An 18984-nucleotide genomic window follows, 5' to 3' on the forward strand; every position below is an offset into this window, starting at 1 on the left:
GAGAGACTACATCGAATTTCTCTTTTCCGTTCAACCCAACTTACAGCGATACTGATTACACGCTTGGCTAATTAAAAAGATGAAGATTCTTTTTCTTTCCCCTACCGTGCCGTTCCCACTCACTGACGGCGGACGTATCCGGGTGTTTAACCTCCTCAAACAGATCGCGCAGAAAAGCGAAGTGACGTTGCTCGCCTTAGAGACACAACCGACAGATGCAGAAGGGGTTTCCCAACTCCAGCAATTAGGTATTCAGGTGCATCTTGTCTCCAACGCACCGACACTTCCACGTCTATCGTTCGGCACACTCGCCAACGCTTTCTTCAAACGACAACCCATCACTGTTGCGCGCTATGATCTACCTGCCTATCGCCAGCAGTTCAAAGCGTTAATCGCAACCGATATTTTCGACCTCGTCCATTACGAGATGTTCCACACAGCACAGTTTCGGACAGAGACAGATCTGCCCGGTGTGCTTTCACAACAGAACGTCGATTCTGCAATCTGGCGGCGACTTTGTGGCGAGACTGTCAACCCGTTCTATAAGTTCGCATACTGGACGCAGCAACTCGCATTCCAACGCTACGAACGGGTGCTAAGTCCAAAATTCGATGCCGTAACGTGTACCTCCGACATCGATGCCGCCGTTTTCCAACAACACTGTGCAGAAGGCGTTATTGAGATAATTCCGAACGGTGTTGATGTCACGCATTACCAGCCCGACTTTTCTGCTGAGGCTCCCGCACACCTCATCTATATCGGGAGCATGGACTGGTATCCCAACGAGGACGCTGTCTCCTTTTTTGCCGATGAGGTGTTACCTCAGATTCACGCCGAGGTACCCGAGGTCAAATTTTCGATTGTTGGCGGAAATCCATCGGCACATGTCAAAAAGTTAGCGGAGAAAGAAGGGATTGTTGTCACCGGACGTGTGCCGGAGATCAAACCCTATTTCGCAGAGACGACGGTCTTTGTCGTACCGTTGCGCATCGGGAGCGGCACCCGCCTGAAAATCCTTGAAGCTTTGGCGATGGGCAAAGCGATTGTCTCTACCTCAGTCGGTGCGGAGGGGTTGGATCTCAAAGATGGCGAGGAAATCTTCATTGCTGACGAACCAAAGGTCTTTGCCGAGGCGGTCACCCGATTGCTCAAGGACCCGTCCCTTCGCCGTAGGATTGGTGAAAACGGCCGCGCCCGTGTGGAGCAGGATTACGATTGGCGGAGCATCAGCGAGAAACTCCACCAACTCTATACCAGAATCCTCCCCTAAAATCAGTGATCCTCGTTTTCCTTAAGCCTGGTCTGAATGCGTCATTCCTTTGGGAGCTTGTGCTTTTCTCTCCACTGTGGGTATGCATCTGCAAGGAGCTTGGAAGCCCAGCCGCCGTAGTAGGCGTAGCCGGTGCGGCGTTCCTGCCCGATCTCGGAGAACGAGTAGCGGACCACCGAGTCGCGATCGAGAAAGATTGGACGGTTGCTGCCGAGCTCGTAGAAACGCGCCCAGAGGGGTCCCGCGTCGGGATCCGCCACGACCCGCCTATCGTTCTGCCCCTCTGCGTCAGTGAACGTCTTTAAGCGGATGCCGTGGATAGTGACGCTCCTGAACCACTCAACAGCCCCCTCAACAGCAGCGATGATCGCTGGCGTAGGTTCCTCGACAGACATCAGGAAACGCACGACACCGACGCTTTCAGCACCTGAGATCGATGGCGGTTCATAAGAACGGGCCCACGCAGGCGCAAGCGTTTTTTCGTCATGCTGCGCACACCAAGCCGTGAGCTTATCATTCTGCCTGATTTGCGTGCGTAGGATGCAGTTGATGCCCTTGGTTACTGCAACTTCAGCCTGAGTGCGGTACCCTGTTTCCAAAAACGCATAGTCGGAGGATTCAGAGACATCCCGGAGGAGTTCGAGAATTCGCACCATAGCGTTGTCATTGAACGTGATGTGACGAGGGTAGCCTTTGCTTAGTGGATAAAACTGTGGCCACCCGCCATTCGGGTATTGCGCTTCGAGGATATGAGAAAGACCTTTGAGAAATGCTTGTTGATAGCGCGGCTCGTTTGTCGCACGAAATGCACGCCCAAGAAACCGTAGTTCGTCAATGGTCGCACTGTTGTCGAACGTTCCGTGTAGATCGTCACTTTTGCCATCAAACGGCTCAGATGCCGTGTCTCTATTCTTGGGCCAACCGCCGTGCGGTGTCTGCCACGTAAGGACGTTGTCGGCTATACGGCGCCCCTCCTCGCTCTGAAACCATTCAACGGACTGCTTCGCATATCGGGAAGGAACGGTTGCATCGGAAGATGACAGAAACAAAATAAGTAAAACATAGAGGGTAGTAAATCGTAGTTTCATGATAGTGCCCCTTCGTTAGTAGTCAGAGGGTGTTGGTTAAACAAAAACCAGAACCATCGTTATTGCTTGAGTGTATTGACAATTTCTGCGTTACCCTCACGCAACGCCATGACGAACAGACCGTCGAATTGGACTCTCAAAAGTATACCACACAAAATGGGAAAGCGCAAGATGTAGGAACTGGGAATCCAGAGCGATTTAGTTTTCGGTTTTCTGGTCCGGTTCTGTAGACGCAATCCCAAAAAGTTGATTTTCTTTCTCCGATGTGCTAATATGTAACCAACTTGAACAAAACCCTCCAGTCTTAATAACGAACCACTTAAAAGGAGCTATTCCGATGAAAGTTTTTATGTTAACTTTGGCAGTCACCCTTCTACTGATGAGTGCTACTTTAGGGATTGCGGGTGAAGATCCTGATTTAGTGGCTTACTTCCCGTTTGAGGGGAGTGCAGAGGATGCATCTGGAAACGGAAACGATGGGAAAATTGAGGGTGGATCCAAGTGGGTTAAAGGCAAATTTGGAGACGCCATCAACCTTGATGCGGCAGCTTATGTCGAACTACAGGTTTCCGATTCTCTCAACGGCGACATTTTCAAAGCAGACCCCTTCACAATTTCCGCTTGGATTAATCCGAATTTTGAAGGTACCACGTGGGAACATATCTGGCGGAGTCTACCGGGTGCTTCCGGACACAATACCTTCTTCCTCAACAAAGACCAAGGACTCCTCTCTTGGCGAGGGCAGGTCGGCGGATGGACAGTCTTATGTCAGAGCGACGGTGGAATCGTTGAAAAGGATAAATGGATGCATGTAGCCGTCACAGGGGATGGCGATAAATTCAAGATTTATGCCGACGGCGAGAAGGTCGCCGAGACCGACTTTCAAGAAACGCGCGGTAACAATGTAACCTACCGTCTTGGCGGCACAGGTGGCGAGACGTTCGCTGGTCTAATGGACGACTACGCCGTCTTCACTCGTGCGTTAGATGAAGATGAAATCAGTCTGATAATGGACAGCGTTGAAGTGTTCTTACCCGTTGAACCGAAAGGCAAGCTCGCAACACAATGGGCAGCCCTCAAACGCTAATCCCCAGGTCCGGTAGGTGCGGTTTGCAACCGCATCTACTGATAACTATTCTCCAAAGGAAACGAATCATTGCCAAAAAAGAAAACCGAAACAGATACACCCCAACCTTCACTCTTCCCATCCGAGAACGAAGAACAACTGGATATCTCCACCCTTGAAACATGGCTACTGGATGCCGCGAATACCATTCGAGGCGCAAGCGATGCCCCAAAATTCAAGGATTTCATCTTACCTCTCATCTTCTACAAACGACTCTCCGATGTGTTTGACGATGAATTTGCCAAACAAATAGAAGAGTTCGGCAATGAAGAATTGGCACGAGAAATTGTTGAGGCAGACCACAAAGACGCACTCCAATCCGGACGGAACCCGATTGTCCGTTTTTACATTCCACCCGAATATCACTGGAACGCACTTCGCAACCACCCCGCCGACGGTCATCTGGGTGAATTTGTTACCGATGCAATGCGCGAAGTCGCACGCCTTAACCCACTATTACAAGGAGTACTTGATGTCAAAGATTTCAGCGAAAGCCAGAGCGGACAACGCACGCTCGACGAAGAACGACTGGAGGCACTGATTGAAGTACTAAGTCGGCATCGGCTTGGACTACAGGACACGGAACCGGACATCCTCGGCCGTGCGTATGAGTATCTATTACGGAAATTTGCTGAAGGGCAGGGACAGAGCGCGGGCGAGTTCTACACACCAAAAGAGGTTGGTGAACTAATGGCGCGTCTCCTCAACCCAGAACCCTACACCACTATCTACGATCCTGCGTGCGGCTCAGGTGGCTTGCTTATCAAAGGGCGGTTGCAATTTGAAGAAATGCACCCGGATGAAAAGAGTCAAGCACCTCAAATATACGGACAAGAATTGACTCCCACCACCTACGCCATGGCAAAGATGAATGCTTTTCTGCACGATTTCATAGGCGCAGCTATTCAGATCGGAGATACCTTCCGCAATCCCCGTTTCACAGATGATGATGCAACACTGCAACGCTTCAATTATGTAGTTGCGAATCCGATGTGGAATCAGAAGGAGTATGACGATGCCTTTTACGAGAACGACAACTGGAACCGATTTTCGGACGGCATCGCACCGAGTTCCTCAGCAGATTGGGGATGGGTACAACATATACTCGCCTCTTTAAAGGAAACTGGACGCGCCGCAATTGTGCTGGATACCGGCGCAGTCTCTCGCGGTTCTGGAAGTCAGAACACCGATCGGGAGCGTGATATCCGCAAAAAGTTTGTGAAGAAAGACTTAATTGAAGGCGTGATCCTTCTGCCCGAAAACCTGTTTTACAATACAAGCGCACCGGGCATTATCTTACTGCTGAACCGCAGCAAGCCAAAGGAACGCAAAGACCAAATCCTACTCATCAATCTCTCCCAGCACTTTGAGAAGGGAAAACCGAAAAATATCCTCACCGATGAAGGAATTGATGCCGCGAGGGAAGTCTATCAGGCGTGGGAGTCTCGTGAGAAGTTGAGCAGCGTTATCAAATTAGAAGATGCGCAAAAAACCGATTACAACCTGAGTCCCTCCCAATTTGTAGACATAGGCGACAAGGTTGAACACCGTCCGGTGAATGAAATTCTTGCAGACTTAACAGAAGCACGCATCACCCGCCAAAAAGCAGATAAGACTTTAGATGATGTGTTGGCACAGCTTGGATTGAATGAACAGCATTAAAAAAAGCCATGCTGGTATGTGCAGTTGTGCGGTTTCCTAAATTTTGATTTAACAGCATAAATATGCTATAATGTTGGTAAACACTTGATAAGAGATGAAAATTCATGACAATACTCAATTTAGCATTCAAGGCTTATAACATTGTAGGCACTGGATCTTCTATGATTGGTGGTATCAACTACGCCATCAAACATTTTTGCCAAACTACAGCAAAGGAATTTTTCAAAAAGTCTTTTGATAAAGTCGTTAAGCAATACGCATCTGACTTTGCTGATCTTACTGATCCAAAAACAGTTAAAGTGGATCGTCATACATTTGACAACGTTATGGCTTCACTAAAAGATGCTGATGAAGCCCAATTTACACAATTAAATGAAAGTGAGAAAATCGCGAAAATCACAACACTTTTTCGGAACTGTATTATCGTCCCCAACCATCAATTGCCCAATATGGATTTTGAACGGAGAATTCGCCCCATTATTGAGAGAGTGATTATTGATTTTTATTCACAACTTCCATTCAAACAGGAAGCATTTAATCAAATTGCACTTGAATTTATTCAAGATAGCACCACCGCGCAGGCAAACACAGATTCTATGCTATTGGACTTTACCAGAGAAATTGAACAGGTGCAGTTGGAAGTGAGTGAACGTATAAGCCAAGATATCCAAGCCATCAAAGATGACACTGAAAACATTACGGACGATAATGAGGAACTTAAGCAAACGACGGATAGTAATAGTTTAGATACATGGGGGTCCCTCATAGGTAACCCTGAATTAGGGATTAGGTGTCGTATGGGTGATTTTGATTCAGACCTACTATTGGAAATCGCAAAACGTTCAAGTTGGAAGCTCTCTGAGCCTTACAACAGTTTTGTGCTTGCCTTAGGTGAAGAACGAATGAATTTGCAAACAGCATTAGACGTGAGCGTTGATTTCCTCTTTAAACTTTGGGAGAAATCAATTTTATTCAGACAAAAAGAATTTTTGACGTTGGGTTTGCTAACTGGACTTACTGATGGACGGAATGCCCACAAAGTATTGAACCGACTTGAACATCTAATTCAAAATAAGCACAAACTTTTTTTACCGATTGAAAACAGTATCCTCAGACAAATCCGTAATTTTCAACAAATCTATCCTCTTGAAAATAACTTCATGTTTTTGGCAGAAAACGATATTCGTCTTAAAGGAACACGGGTAGGTATTGAAACCATCCTATACGAATATATGTACAATGGCAAAATGCCAGTCGTCATCGCTGATCACTACTATACCCCCACACTGGAACAAGTTTACGCCACAATCTTATATTATCTTCAAAATCAAGAAAAAGTTGGTACATATTTGGAGAATTATCTGGCATACTGCCGAAAGGTGCGAGAAGAACAGGCGAAAAATCCGTCACCCGCTGTTATTCGCTTGCGTAAACTTCTGGCAGAAAGGGCAGCAACTTCTGATACTCCGTACACACAAATTCCAAAAGACGGATCAGCAAGCACAACACAATCTCCATCCGAAAATGAACAGGAATAAAGATGCGTCGGTATCTGATAGACGAAAATATTTCTCCGAAATACCGTACGCAATTGCTTTACCATGAACCATCACTAACGGTCTTGGTGATTGGCGATGAGGATGCTCCTCCGAAAAGCACGCCAGACCCAGAAATCTTAGCGTGGTGTGAACAGCACCAATTTAACTTGATAACAAACAATCGGGAAAGTATGCCGCAACATCTCTCTGACCATATCGCAGCAGGACATCATGTACCCGGCATTTTCACGATTAATCTCCAAGTGCCAATGGGAAAAATTATTGACGAGTTGCTTCTCATCGCTGGTGCATCTGACGAAGACGAATATATGGACGAAATTAAATATCTACCATTTTAACAACGAACTCAAGTTAAGGACATCACTCAACTCCGCTCAATCTGCTTCATTCGCGAAAAGCTGGCACCGTATAGGTTGAATCAGTGAAAATGATGCCATGAATAATACAAATTTCCCAGAACATTGGAAAGTAGTGCGTTTTGGCGACATTACTACGTTTACAAAGAAACCAAGAGACTTACGATATTCGGAATATAATGAAATCCCATTTGTACCGATGGAATTGATTCCGATTGCCAAACTATCTTCTGAAGAATTCATTCTCAAAACAAACGATGAACTAAAGAGTGGAACCTATTTTGAGCCTGGGGACATTCTTCTTCCTAAAATCACACCATCCTTTGAAAATAGGAAACAGTGCATCATTAAGGAGTTGCCAACGCCATTTGGTATCGCAACAACTGAGGTGATTCCAATTCGGGAAATGGAAGGCATTAGCGATATATCCTACCTTTTCTATTACCTGTTACTTCCTGATGTTCGGGTCTCACTTGCTGGAAAAATGCAAGGTACGACGGGTAGGCAGCGACTAAGTAAAGACGCGCTTGTTAACTTGCAAATACCTCTCCCTCCACTTCCAGAACAACGCGCTATTGCTGCTGTTTTTCAAGCAATTGATGAAAAAACAGCAGCCCTTGAACAAGAAGTGGAACATCTGGATGAACTGTTCCACGCTATGCTTGACGAACTAATGACAGGACAAAGGTCCGCTGTGCCTTTAATCAAAGACGGAGAGCTATAATGAGCGAGTACACAACTGTCCAAGAACCGATGCTTCGCTATAGCGACCAGATTGGTTGGATGCGCGTATCTCAAGCGCAAGCCATGCAAATGCGTGGTGGCGACACCGGACTCTACTTTTCTGACGTGCTGCAGGCGCAACTGCTGAAGCTCAATGAGGGGATAATGGACGCATCCAACTGCGCCGACATTCTGCGGCAGTTGAATTTGCTCAGATCGACGCTTGAGGGGAATCAAGACGCACTTTCATGGATGCACGGGGAGCAGTCCATTTTTGTTCCCAATGAGAACCGCGAGCGCAATGTCACGTTAATCGATTTTGAGACACCTGATAACAATTTGTTTCACGTCACCGACGAATGGTCGCAGCAAAGTTTAACTGATCGCAACCGCGCCGATGTGGTGTTCCTGATTAACGGAATCCCCGTGGCAGTCGTTGAGGCAAAAAATGCTAACAAATCAGATGGGTTGGAACTCGGTGTTCAGCAGATCCGCCGTTACCACGACGAAACGCCAGAGATGTTCACCACCGCGCAACTTTTCGGTGTGACACAACTGCACGACTTTTTCTACGGTGTTACATGGAATACCAGCCGCAAAAACCTCTTCAACTGGAAATTTGAAGAACCCACCAACTACGAGCAGAAGGTCAAGACGTTCTTCGACCGCGACCGCTTCCTGAAGGTCCTGCAGCAGTTCATCATTTTCCAGAGCAGAGATGACCAACTTACCAAAATTGTGTTGCGTCAACACCAGACGCGTGCGGTGGAGAAAGTCATTGAACGGATTCACGATCCGAACAAGCGACGTGGGCTTGTCTGGCATACACAAGGCAGCGGCAAAACCCTCACCATGATAACCATCGCTGCCCGCCTCCTACGCGGTGGTGAGCAGACTGAAAAGCCCACCGTACTAATGGTGGTTGATCGAAACGAACTGGAGAGCCAACTCTTTAGAAACATTACGGGTTACGGCATCACAACCCTTGAAGTTGCAGAGAGCAAGGATGATCTGGAAAGAATTTTAGCCTCCGATTATCGTGGTTTGGTCGTGTCCACGATTCATAAGTTTGACAGGAGACCTGCGAACCTTAATACCCGCGAAAGCGTGATAGTGCTGATTGACGAGGCACATCGCACAACCGGCGGCAATTTTGGGAATTACCTGATGGCAGCCCTCCCCAATGCGACCTATATCGGCTTTACCGGCACCCCGATCGATAGACTTTCCAAAGGTGAAGGAACGTTTAAGGTGTTCGGCATAGACGACGAACAAGGCTATCTCGACAAATACGCAATCGTGGAATCCATTGAAGATGGCACCACTATGCCGTTGAATTACGCGCTTGCCGCCTCTGGTTTACGGGTTGACCGTGAAACATTGGAACGGGAATTTTTCAACCTTGCAGTAACGGAAGGCATAAGCGACTTTGAGGAACTCAATGCGGTCCTTAACAATGCTGTTCAGTTAAAGGCGATGATGAAAGCACCTGACAGGGTAGATGGCATTGCGAAATACGTTGCGGAACACTTCCGTGAGACTGTGGAACCGATGCGGTTCAAGGCGTTTTTGGTGGCTGTAGACCGTGAGGCGTGCGCTTTGTATAAACAGGCACTGGATAAGTATCTGCCATCGGAGTATTCAGAGGTTGTCTATTCAGAGGACAATCGAGATTCCGAGTTAATGAAAACTTATTATCATACGGAAGAACAGGAAAAAGAAATTCGTAAGAAGTTTATTGACAAAAATGAACAACCGAAGATTCTGATTGTAACTCAGAAGTTATTGACTGGCTTCGATGCACCAATCCTCTACTGCATGTATCTCGATAAACCGATGCGCGATCATGTGCTATTACAAGCAATTGCGCGTGTCAACCGTCCGTATGAAGACGAGGACGGTTTGGTGAAACCCGCCGGTTTCGTCTTAGATTTTGTCGGTATTTTTGACAAGCTCGAAAACGCATTGGCGTTCGATTCTGACGAAGTGGCGAGTGTAATTCAGAATATTGACGTGCTCAAGAAGGATTTCGCCAAGCGGATCCGAGAGGACGCAGCGGCGTATTTACCCTTTGCCGAGGGGTGGGACGATAAAGCAAAGGAACGAGCCATTAATCATTTTGAGGACAAAGACAACCGAGAGACTTTTTTCAAGTTCTTCAGAGCGGTGCAAAATCTCTATGACATACTTTCACCAGATGCATTCTTACGGGAATTCATAGCGGATTATGAAGCGTTGGCAACCCTTTATGGACTGATTCGTAACGCCTATTCTGATCGTCCTTACGTCGATAAGGAATTGACTGCCAAAACGCGCAAACTGTTGCAGGCGCATACCGAAAGCGTTCTATTTGAATTGCCAGATGCCGTTTATGAATTGCAAGCAGATACTTTGCAGAAGATAGATCAGAGCGATGCCTCCGATACGGTCAAGGTCCAGAATTTAAGAAAGGCATTGCATCACACAGTAACCAGCGAAGGCAGCTCCAAACCTTTCCTGATTTCCATTGGCGAACGCGCGGAAGCAGTCGCGGAGGCTTATGAAAATCGTCAGGTTGCAACGCAAGATGTCTTGGCTGAATTCAGAAAATTAGCGGAGGAATATGCGCGTGCTGCAAGAGAGAGCGACCGCCTCGACTTGGATGATAACACCTTCGCGGTCTATACAGTTCTCAAGAACGTTATAGCGGATGTTAACCCAGAACAGGCGCGAGCCGTTGATCAGGTATTTGCGCAATTTCCTGATTATAAGTGGAATGAGCATCAGGAAAAGGAGTTACGGATGACACTCTATAGCACATTAAGACCCACGGTGGGTATGGAAAATCTGATTGAGACAACAAATAAATTGTTGAGGTTGGAGCGGGTATGAACACCAACAAAGTAGCAGGTACACACCGTAGGCTTCCGTTGCATCCAGCGGATTTAAAGGACGTTGTGTGGTACTGGGCAGACCGTATCGGTGTCAAGGTGCGAGAAATTCATCTCCGTCAGATGCAGCAGAAATGGGCATCTATATCAATGAAGGGACGATTGACACTCAACACAGAACTCCTTGATTTGCCAGAAGCGTTGACAGAATTCGTCATTGTCCACGAGCTGGTGCATCTCCTTGTCCCAAACCACGGCAAATTATTTAAGGGATATATGTCCGCGTATCTTCCAGACTGGGAAGATCGGCAAAATCGTTTGAGATCGCTTTAAGGAAAATACAATATAGCAGTCAAATCTCACTTGTGTGTCCAAGGATCATGTTATTGATAAAAACATTGACTTTCGAGGGAAAGTATAGTATAATTACACTACGTTGTAATCAACATAAATAACCCATCATTTGATAAGTATTTCTATACGGCTTATGGAATGGATATTCAGCTTTAACATAGGATAGATTACACCTGAACGTTTGGATAAACGATCCAAGCCCAACTCTTGAAAGGCATTGCTCATGAAATTAAGCAAACCCTCTAATGCTCTGGTTATTGTAGGCGGTTGGAACAGGCATATATTTACTCAAGATTGGATTAAGAGATACCTTTTTCCCAAAGAAGAATTCACAATAGACATGCTGGTTTCCCAAGGCTTCAACGCACAATTTATTTCTCCACGAATATCGTCAAAGGAAGTTGAAATTCTATTCCAAGAAAATAGACTAAATTTCAATCCAGTAGAAAACAATAACGAAAATTTAGACCGTATACAAGAACTTGCTCTACAACTTGCCGATTACCTTCCACATACACCAGTTACAGGATACGGAGTGAATTTTCTCTTTACCGAGAACGAGGTCAGTGATGATTTGATAAATCTGATGCGTCCAAAAGATTTAGAAAAAATTGAACAGTTTGGTGGATCATTAACCAGCGAGCAATATAGTCGTCATTTGATGTTAAATGGACGAACCCTTAACATCACTATTAGATTTGAGGGCGAGAGTGTCGATTTTGATTTTAATTTCCATTTTAATATCCGCGATTTAGTTGCGTTTAAAGCAGGAATTTTGGAAACTCCAATACTTAAATTGAGACAAGAGGCAGTAAAATTCATCGCTAAAGTTTATAGTTTGGAATTGGAAGGAGAGAGCGAATGAGTAAATTGAACGACACAAACACAATACTTAAAGATGAAAACACTTTTCCCGAAGAGGCAGTCATTTCCGAAAAAGATATGGCTGTTCCAGCAAGTATGGAGGTCAATGAAAAATTTATAAATACTGCTAATTTAGAACTTGATGAAGACAGCAACCTTGAAATTTTGGAGGGTGAGGCTTGGAAAGAGCCACAGAATCCGAACCCTGAACCACTGAAAATCCGGGTCTTTGATGTTGCTGCCTATATTTTAGACAAAATGGGAACAATGACGACTATGAAGCTGCAGAAACTGGTATATTACAGTCAAGCATGGTCGTTAGTTTGGGATGAGAAGCAGCTGTTCGAGGAAGATATTGAGGCTTGGGCAAATGGTCCAGTCATTAGAGATTTATTTGACTACTATCGTGGAATGTACGAAATATCGGCAATGCCAATTGGCAATCCCCGTTTGTTGAATAAAGAACAACAGGAAACTATTGACGCTGTTCTTAAATATTATGGAGATAAATCCGCCCAATGGCTCATTGAACTAACTCACATGGAAGATCCTTGGGTCCAGGCGAGAAAAGGACTACCCAAACTGGAGAGAGGTAATAGAATTATATCTTTAGACACGATAGCAGATTATTATAGTTCCTTGCCGGTTGAGGACAATTACGAAGATGAGGAATAAAAGAGCGGGCCGAAATCGTAATCCGAGGTCAGAGAAGATACCTACATCTCGCTCTATAGTGTCTACTCAAAACAAGAAACTCGTGTGGAAAGTTGCACGGATTGATGACGATAGCCCATGGGGCTGGAATCAAATAACTTGTCCTGACTTTTTGAGAAAAATATGGGATAAAATGCACAATTTTGAAACAATGACATGGGGTGAGATATTAGGACGGAACCACCATGCGATAGCCGTTAATGACATCATAAAACCCGCACAAAATCGGTTAGAACAACTCGGACATGATGATCAGGCAGAATTAGTCTCATTTCGGCTAAGTAACACGGAGCGAATTTGGGCGATTCGATCTGGAGAAGAAGCTTTCCTGCTCTGGTGGGACCCCAATCATGAGATTTGCCCATCACATCTCCAGAATACGTAACATCAGTTACATTTGAACGTATCCCTTATTATGGTCACAAAAATCCCATAAATCACAGTTCAGACTTCAACAGCACGGACCGGTAGTGACTGAGTACTGACAACTGATAACCATCCATCTGATGGCTGACAACTGACAGCCGACAACCGACCACTATTCCACATTTCCCTTGCACTCTTATCCCCTTTCTGATAAAATAAGGCTATAAAGTCCACCTATGGGTGAAAATATAAAGGATGGAAACGCATGGCACTTCCAAAAATGACACGGATTCAACAGCGGTTTGAGGCACCCGTTCTCACCGATCTCCCCGCAGCGATTCATGCTGAATTGGAGCGGATTAACGCCTCCGATATTGTAAAATCTGGCGAAACTGTCGCCGTTACCGCTGGCAGTCGCGGAGTCGCAAATGTTGACATAGCGGTCAAGGCGACTGTTGATTATCTCAAAACACTCGGTGCGAAACCCTTTGTTGTCCCGGCGATGGGAAGCCACGGTGGTGCAACGCCTGAAGGGCAGCGGAGTGTGTTGGAACACTACGGCATCACCGAAGAGACCGTCGGTGCACCGGTGAAAGCAACAATGGAGGTTGTGGAACTCGGAAAGACAGCAGACGGCTTGCCGGTTTTCTTCGACAGATATGCCGCCGAAGCCGACCATGTTGTGCCGCTTAACCGCGTCAAAGCGCATACAGATTTCAACGGCTCCATTGAGAGTGGCGTGGTGAAGATGATGGTGATTGGACTCGGCAAACAGCAGGGCGCGAACTTCTATCACCGTGCCTTCTTTCAATACGGCTTTGAACACGTCATCACTGCGGTTGGTGGTTTTATTCTCGACACCGGAAAGATCGCTTTCGGCATTGGACTAATTGAGAACGCACACGAAGACACCGCGAAAGCAGTAGCGATGCCCGCCGCGCAGCTCCTCCAAACGGAACGTGAACTGCTGGTTGAGGCGAAATCATTGATGGGACGACTCCCGTTTGACGAACTCGATCTGCTTATCGTGGATTGGACAGGCAAAAACATCAGCGGCACCGGTATGGACTCGAACGTTATCGGCAGGATGATGCAGAATTTTGAACCGGAACCCGCGAAACCCGCGATCCTCCGTATATTTGTCCGCGATCTTACCGAAGAGAGCGATGGCAATGCTACCGGTATCGGGCTTGCTGACTTCACAACGACGCGCCTCGTAGACCAGATCGACCGGCACTCGACCTATATGAACGGTATTACCGCGCTTGGACCGCAGAAGTCGAAAATCCCCTTCTACTACGACACCGACCGAGAAGCAATTGAGGTGGCACTTGACACTATTGGACTCACCGAACCAGAAGATGCACGGGTCATCCGTATTGAGAGTACGCTGAGGTTGACGGAACTCGACATTTCTGACGTGCTGCTTGAGGATGCGAAGTTGCATTCAAGGTTGGAAGTTATCGGCGAAACGAAGCCGCTCCCGTTTGACGCTACAGGTAACCTGCTGCCATTTTAGATAGCCATCAATCGTCAGTAGTGGGTTTATCAGTCTCCGTGCTCCTGTAGGTTGGGTTGAACGGCGTTGAAAAGGCAGATGTCGATGTTTCAAACACACTTCAAATCCAAGAGGCTGCCATATACACGCAAGAACAGAGTGAAACCCAACTTCATACCCCACAAGGGTAGCACTTCAGAACAAGAGCGTTGGGTTTCACTCGGTCACTGGTGGATATGACGTGTCTGGAGAAAAGCTCGTTTTTTCTATGATTTGGACGGTTTTGGTGGAATCCGTTCAACCCAACCTACAATACTATGACGCAGTTTTTTCTAAAATTGACACCTATGCCGCCGTCAGAAGCTCCACCTATCGCTTCGGGCTGGTAAGGACAGAGAATGCGGAAACTCAGAATTATCTTAGAGATGATCAAATTTGAACATACCGTTTTCGCGCTTCCGTTTGCGGTTATGAGTGCCTTTATCGCTGCGGACGGATTTCCGCCGCTGCCAAAACTTGGCTGGATCCTCGTAGCAATGGTCGGCGCGCGCAGCTGCGCCATGGCATTCAATCGGCTCGCCGATGCTGAGATTGACAGCAAAAACCCGCGCACCGCCATGCGCGCGATCCCCGCGGGTTTAATCACGAAGAGTGCCGTCTGGGGTTTCACCATCATCTCCGCCGGTCTGCTGGTTGTTGCGGCGTGGCGACTGAACCCGCTTGCCTTTGCGCTATCCCCAGTCGCGCTTATCGTAGTGATGGGCTATTCCTACACCAAACGTTTCACGGCACTCTCCCATTTCTGGCTCGGACTTGCGCTCTCCATTTCACCCGTCGGTGCATGGATTGCGATTCAGGGCAGCTTTGCGTTACCTCCCATCATTCTCTGTCTCGTAGTGCTACTCTGGACAGCCGGATTTGACATCATCTATGCGTGTCAGGATGTCAACTTTGATAGGAAGCACAGACTACATTCAATTCCAGCGAAAATCGGGATTCGGTGGGCGTTATGGCTTTCGTCTGCCTTACACGTTATTGCGGTGTTGCTGCTCCTCGCCATTTCATTTCTTGTCGAATTAGGACTTTTCTATTACATCGGTGTCGGAATTGTCGTCCTCATCTTTATCTATGAACATGCCATCGTCAAACCGACGGATCTATCCCGTGTCAATCTCGCCTTTTTCACACTGAACGGCATGATTAGCCTTGTCTTGATGGCACTCTCAATCACCGATATTTTACTTTTTTAGTCCCGTAGTCCCAAGCATCGCGCCGGGTTTATTTGATTGGGTGTTTCTTCTAGATATACGGAAAGCAACTTATTGATGAAAGAAGCCTTAACGAACCGCAAGGAACATTAAAAATATGAAACTTTCACTCTCGGTACGCGTCGCAGAAACCGCATCTAAAAAGGATGCAACGCACACTTTCACACAACTGACGGAACTCGCTGCAGGGCTCGGCTACGAAGCAGTCTGCATGCGCGCCTCCCAAGTCGGTATCCACTCACCTTTAGAGCAGATTACCGCTGCGCGTAAACAGGCAGCATCGCTCAACCTGAAGGTCTCCATGGTCACCGGCGATTTTCCGGTACCACTTAACAACGAGCAGGGACCCGATGGGCTCCGCAATATAACCCCGTATCTTGATTTAACGGAACTCCTCGGCGCAGACCTTATCCGTATTGCTATGAAGGTTGAGGAGGACATCCGGTGGGCGCAGCGTGCCTCCGACGAAGCTGCCGAGCGCGGTATCCGTCTCGCACATCAATCGCATACACAGAGTTTGTTTGAAACAGTGGACGGATCGGTTGATATCTTAAAGCGAGTCGGCAGAGAGAATTTCGGGATTATCTATGAACCTGCCAATCTTGACCTCTGTGCACAGGATTACGGCGTTGAGACGCTGAAACGATTCTCGCCCTATCTTCTCAACGTCTATCTCCAAAACCACATCCGCCGACCGGAGGGAAAGACGCACCTTCTGACGTGGATCCAAGGCATCGTTCCACACGATCCGATCCGTTTACAAGACGAAGGTGGTATTGACTTTCCATCGGTGTTTGAGGGTCTGGAAGCAATCGGTTACGACGGTTATGTGACCGTGCATCAGGCGTTCCGTGAAATTATGGAGCCAGAAGACGCAGCGGAACAGAGTTACGACTATCTTAAACCGTTTTGTGGATAGGGAAAGGAAGCATCTTTAATACGATGAGCAGCCAACAACCTAATATCCTAATCATTACGACCGATCAACAGCGGACAGATAGCCTCAGCTGCTACGGGTCAACGTTCACGGATACACCGCATCTGGATAAGTTTGCATCTGAAGGTGTCTGTTTTGAAAGGGCGTACTGTGCGAATCCGGTATGTACACCCGCCCGTGCCTCAATCTTTTCGGGGCGATATGTGAGTCGCCACGGTGCGTGGAATGTCGGCATGAACGTCCCTGAAGACGAACCCATGCTCTCGCATCGACTCGCCGAGGTCGGCTATCGCACGCGCTATATCGGTAAAGCACACTTCCAGCCTTTCGGCGCATCCGCGGAACAGTCGATCGAAACCTTCCGTGATACAACGCGCTACCCTGATTTCCGAGGTCCCTACTATGGATTTGAAACAGTGGAATTAGCACTCGGTCACGCGACTTATGGTATTGCAGGACACTATGGTGAGTGGGTCCGCTCACACGTCTCTGAGGAAACATTCGAGAGTTACAGCAAAGCGACACGCCTTAGTGAAAGGGGTTTCGGTGGTGAGGCTTATGATTGGGAGATACCCCTGAAATACCACAATAGCGTCTGGACAGCGGATCAAACAATAGATTTCTTGTCGAATCGGGATACATCCCAACCTTTTCTGTTAGCGGTTGGTTTCCAAGATCCACATCATCCGCATTGTGTCCCAACCGAATTTGAGGACCGCGTCGATCCCATGCACGTCCCCCTGCCGGATTTCGTTGAAGGCGAGTTAGATGACAAGCCGCCCCACTTTTTGGAGGCGCGGCACGGCGAACTTGAGAAGTCAGAGATTCGCGGAACGTTTGCCATTGCGGGGCAGGGGGGTGGTGCTGATTACCGCAAAGTTTCTGAAGACGATGCACGGCTCGGTAGGGCGTATTACTATAATATGGTGAAAATTATTGATCAGCAGATGGGGCGTATTCTGGAATGTCTGGATACGTGCGGATTGACAGAAAACACATTAGTGCTCTTCACGACCGATCACGGTGAACTTCTTGGAGACCACGGACTTTGGATGAAGGGCCCCTTCCATTACGAGCAGCTTGTCCGCGTCCCGACGTTGATGCGGTTTCCGCAAAGCATACCCGCCGGGCAACGCACACAAGCACTGTTCAGCCATGTTGATATTGTCCCCACGGTTCTCTCCGCGATAAATTTGCCGATCCCCTCAGATATGGATGGTGTAGACGCGATGCCAATTCTCACTGGAAAAACAGCGTCCGTGCGTGATGATGCGCTGGTTGAATGTGTGGACGATCCACGCGGTTTAAGACTCAAAACGATTGTAACCGACACGCGGAAGTTGACATGGTATTGTGGGCATGCTTATGGTGAACTCTACGATTTGGAGAACGATCCGGGCGAGCGGGTTAATCAATGGGACAATGCCGCTTACGCTGCAGACAAGACATCTCTCATGAGTCGCATTCTTGAAACAACGGAGCCTTTAGAGAAAAGGGTTGAGCGGTTGTCGTATGCATAAAAGATGCTCGATTCAAATTGAAGTTATAGGAGGGTAAAACTCATGGCATTTAGCGATTTCAATACGATTCCTGAAGTTCAAGAAAGATTCAGAATTAAATACTCGGAAAACGACTTTTTCTGGGTTGAGGACACCTTAAGCCCTTCAGAACAATTTCTCCAAGAATTTGAGTTTACAAGGCAACACATCAATATTTTCGGATCGGAGGCAGCACGGTGTGAAGCCGTTATTTTTCCGGTTTTAAGAGAGATTTATAAAGGGTACGCTGATCACTACGCGCTTTGGATCAAGGAATCCATAACCTATGATGAGACACTGAGCGGAACACCGGATTACCTTATATCTACAAAATCTGAATTGGGCAAACTCATTGTCGGAACGCCCTTGATAATCTTGGTTGAAGCGAAGAAAAACGATTTTGAGCAAGGTTGGGGGCAATGTCTGGCTGAGTTGGTCGCTGCACAAAAAATAAATGATGATCCCACTTTCCCTGTATATGGTATTGTTACCGACGGAACATTGTGGGAATTTGGGCGACTTGTCGGTGATACTTTCACGCGAAATAGGACAAATTTCACCTTAACTAATTTACCTGTTCTTTTTGGTGCTGTGAATTCTATCTTCAAAGCAACAACCAGTGCCTCTATTTAACGATCATAAATTGAGATGTCATGCTGCAGATGAAACGCGCTTGCGAAGTATACCCGTGGGAGGTGAAAAGTAAATCCCCGTTTTTAAACTTGCATAAAAAAAATAGATTGGGTATCATTTAGGTAGAAGAAATTGGTTGTGCTTGACTTCGCTTCGAC

17 protein-coding genes are annotated in these 18984 nt (G+C 47.0%); 16 read left to right on the forward strand and 1 reads right to left on the reverse strand.

Annotation, left to right across the window (positions count from 1 at the left end; genetic code table 11):
- The first annotated feature begins 79 nt into the window (after positions 1–79).
- The gene (locus OXH39_15025; GenBank protein ID MCY3551772.1) at positions 80–1270 is read left to right on the forward strand and encodes a glycosyltransferase family 4 protein; all 1191 of its coding nucleotides are present in this window, start codon (positions 80–82) and stop codon (positions 1268–1270) included.
- A gap of 41 nt (positions 1271–1311) precedes the next feature.
- Here the strand turns inward: OXH39_15025 and pelA are convergent, their stop codons facing one another.
- On the reverse strand, positions 1312–2358 hold the full coding sequence (gene pelA, locus OXH39_15030; protein ID MCY3551773.1) for a pectate lyase: 1047 nt from the start codon (positions 2356–2358) through the stop codon (positions 1312–1314).
- A gap of 337 nt (positions 2359–2695) precedes the next feature.
- Here pelA and OXH39_15035 point away from each other — a divergent pair, with 337 nt between their 5' ends.
- From OXH39_15035 to OXH39_15105, 15 genes are all read left to right on the forward strand, one after another.
- On the forward strand, positions 2696–3445 hold the full coding sequence (locus OXH39_15035) for a LamG domain-containing protein (GenBank protein ID MCY3551774.1): 750 nt from the start codon (positions 2696–2698) through the stop codon (positions 3443–3445).
- A 69-nt stretch (positions 3446–3514) separates the two neighbouring features.
- Positions 3515–5146 (forward strand): class I SAM-dependent DNA methyltransferase, encoded by a 1632-nt coding sequence (locus OXH39_15040; protein MCY3551775.1) that lies wholly within the window; start codon positions 3515–3517, stop codon positions 5144–5146.
- A 1160-nt stretch (positions 5147–6306) separates the two neighbouring features.
- On the forward strand, positions 6307–6684 hold the full coding sequence (locus OXH39_15045) for a hypothetical protein (protein ID MCY3551776.1): 378 nt from the start codon (positions 6307–6309) through the stop codon (positions 6682–6684).
- A gap of 2 nt (positions 6685–6686) precedes the next feature.
- The gene (locus tag OXH39_15050) at positions 6687–7043 is read left to right on the forward strand and encodes a DUF5615 family PIN-like protein (GenBank protein MCY3551777.1); all 357 of its coding nucleotides are present in this window, start codon (positions 6687–6689) and stop codon (positions 7041–7043) included.
- Positions 7044–7140: 97 nt separating this feature from the next.
- Complete coding sequence (locus OXH39_15055) at positions 7141–7785, forward strand: restriction endonuclease subunit S (protein MCY3551778.1); 645 nt, start codon at positions 7141–7143, stop codon at positions 7783–7785.
- Positions 7785–10655 (forward strand): HsdR family type I site-specific deoxyribonuclease, encoded by a 2871-nt coding sequence (locus OXH39_15060; GenBank protein ID MCY3551779.1) that lies wholly within the window; start codon positions 7785–7787, stop codon positions 10653–10655. Before OXH39_15055 ends, OXH39_15060 begins: the two co-directional genes overlap by 1 nt.
- On the forward strand, positions 10652–10987 hold the full coding sequence (locus OXH39_15065; GenBank protein MCY3551780.1) for a M48 family metallopeptidase: 336 nt from the start codon (positions 10652–10654) through the stop codon (positions 10985–10987). Before OXH39_15060 ends, OXH39_15065 begins: the two co-directional genes overlap by 4 nt.
- 244 nt (positions 10988–11231) lie before the next feature.
- Complete coding sequence (locus tag OXH39_15070) at positions 11232–11873, forward strand: hypothetical protein (protein ID MCY3551781.1); 642 nt, start codon at positions 11232–11234, stop codon at positions 11871–11873.
- 257 nt (positions 11874–12130) lie between these two features.
- Positions 12131–12547, forward strand: a complete 417-nt coding sequence (locus tag OXH39_15075; GenBank protein MCY3551782.1) for a DUF4065 domain-containing protein — start codon at positions 12131–12133, stop codon at positions 12545–12547.
- Positions 12548–12719: 172 nt separating this feature from the next.
- On the forward strand, positions 12720–12971 hold the full coding sequence (locus tag OXH39_15080) for a hypothetical protein (GenBank protein MCY3551783.1): 252 nt from the start codon (positions 12720–12722) through the stop codon (positions 12969–12971).
- Between the two features lie 246 nt (positions 12972–13217).
- Positions 13218–14471, forward strand: a complete 1254-nt coding sequence (locus OXH39_15085) for a lactate racemase domain-containing protein (protein MCY3551784.1) — start codon at positions 13218–13220, stop codon at positions 14469–14471.
- Between the two features lie 377 nt (positions 14472–14848).
- Positions 14849–15700, forward strand: coding sequence for a putative 4-hydroxybenzoate polyprenyltransferase (gene ubiA, locus OXH39_15090; GenBank protein ID MCY3551785.1), 852 nt, complete (start codon positions 14849–14851; stop codon positions 15698–15700).
- Positions 15701–15815: 115 nt separating this feature from the next.
- Positions 15816–16637: a sugar phosphate isomerase/epimerase gene (locus tag OXH39_15095; GenBank protein ID MCY3551786.1), complete on the forward strand. Its 822-nt coding sequence runs from the start codon at positions 15816–15818 to the stop codon at positions 16635–16637.
- A 23-nt stretch (positions 16638–16660) separates the two neighbouring features.
- Positions 16661–18175 (forward strand): sulfatase-like hydrolase/transferase, encoded by a 1515-nt coding sequence (locus tag OXH39_15100; protein MCY3551787.1) that lies wholly within the window; start codon positions 16661–16663, stop codon positions 18173–18175.
- Between the two features lie 42 nt (positions 18176–18217).
- Positions 18218–18826: a hypothetical protein gene (locus tag OXH39_15105; protein ID MCY3551788.1), complete on the forward strand. Its 609-nt coding sequence runs from the start codon at positions 18218–18220 to the stop codon at positions 18824–18826.
- The last annotated feature ends 158 nt before the right edge of the window (positions 18827–18984 follow it).

Source organism: Candidatus Poribacteria bacterium (assembly GCA_026702755.1).
In the GTDB taxonomy this organism is placed as follows: domain Bacteria; phylum Poribacteria; class WGA-4E; order WGA-4E; family WGA-3G; genus WGA-3G.

What these genes read in the sequence shown, in the direction of transcription:
- OXH39_15025 (MCY3551772.1), top strand. Translation starts at nt 80, where the DNA reads ATGAAGATTCTTTTTCTTTCCCCTACCGTGCCGTTCCCACTCACTGAC.
- pelA (MCY3551773.1), bottom strand. Translation starts at nt 2,358, where the DNA reads ATGAAACTACGATTTACTACCCTCTATGTTTTACTTATTTTGTTTCTG.
- OXH39_15035 (MCY3551774.1), top strand. Translation starts at nt 2,696, where the DNA reads ATGAAAGTTTTTATGTTAACTTTGGCAGTCACCCTTCTACTGATGAGT.
- OXH39_15045 (MCY3551776.1), top strand. Translation starts at nt 6,307, where the DNA reads ATGTTTTTGGCAGAAAACGATATTCGTCTTAAAGGAACACGGGTAGGT.
- OXH39_15050 (MCY3551777.1), top strand. Translation starts at nt 6,687, where the DNA reads ATGCGTCGGTATCTGATAGACGAAAATATTTCTCCGAAATACCGTACG.
- OXH39_15055 (MCY3551778.1), top strand. Translation starts at nt 7,141, where the DNA reads ATGAATAATACAAATTTCCCAGAACATTGGAAAGTAGTGCGTTTTGGC.
- OXH39_15060 (MCY3551779.1), top strand. Translation starts at nt 7,785, where the DNA reads ATGAGCGAGTACACAACTGTCCAAGAACCGATGCTTCGCTATAGCGAC.
- OXH39_15065 (MCY3551780.1), top strand. Translation starts at nt 10,652, where the DNA reads ATGAACACCAACAAAGTAGCAGGTACACACCGTAGGCTTCCGTTGCAT.
- OXH39_15070 (MCY3551781.1), top strand. Translation starts at nt 11,232, where the DNA reads ATGAAATTAAGCAAACCCTCTAATGCTCTGGTTATTGTAGGCGGTTGG.
- OXH39_15075 (MCY3551782.1), top strand. Translation starts at nt 12,131, where the DNA reads ATGGGAACAATGACGACTATGAAGCTGCAGAAACTGGTATATTACAGT.
- OXH39_15080 (MCY3551783.1), top strand. Translation starts at nt 12,720, where the DNA reads ATGCACAATTTTGAAACAATGACATGGGGTGAGATATTAGGACGGAAC.
- OXH39_15085 (MCY3551784.1), top strand. Translation starts at nt 13,218, where the DNA reads ATGGCACTTCCAAAAATGACACGGATTCAACAGCGGTTTGAGGCACCC.
- ubiA (MCY3551785.1), top strand. Translation starts at nt 14,849, where the DNA reads ATGCGGAAACTCAGAATTATCTTAGAGATGATCAAATTTGAACATACC.
- OXH39_15095 (MCY3551786.1), top strand. Translation starts at nt 15,816, where the DNA reads ATGAAACTTTCACTCTCGGTACGCGTCGCAGAAACCGCATCTAAAAAG.
- OXH39_15100 (MCY3551787.1), top strand. Translation starts at nt 16,661, where the DNA reads ATGAGCAGCCAACAACCTAATATCCTAATCATTACGACCGATCAACAG.
- OXH39_15105 (MCY3551788.1), top strand. Translation starts at nt 18,218, where the DNA reads ATGGCATTTAGCGATTTCAATACGATTCCTGAAGTTCAAGAAAGATTC.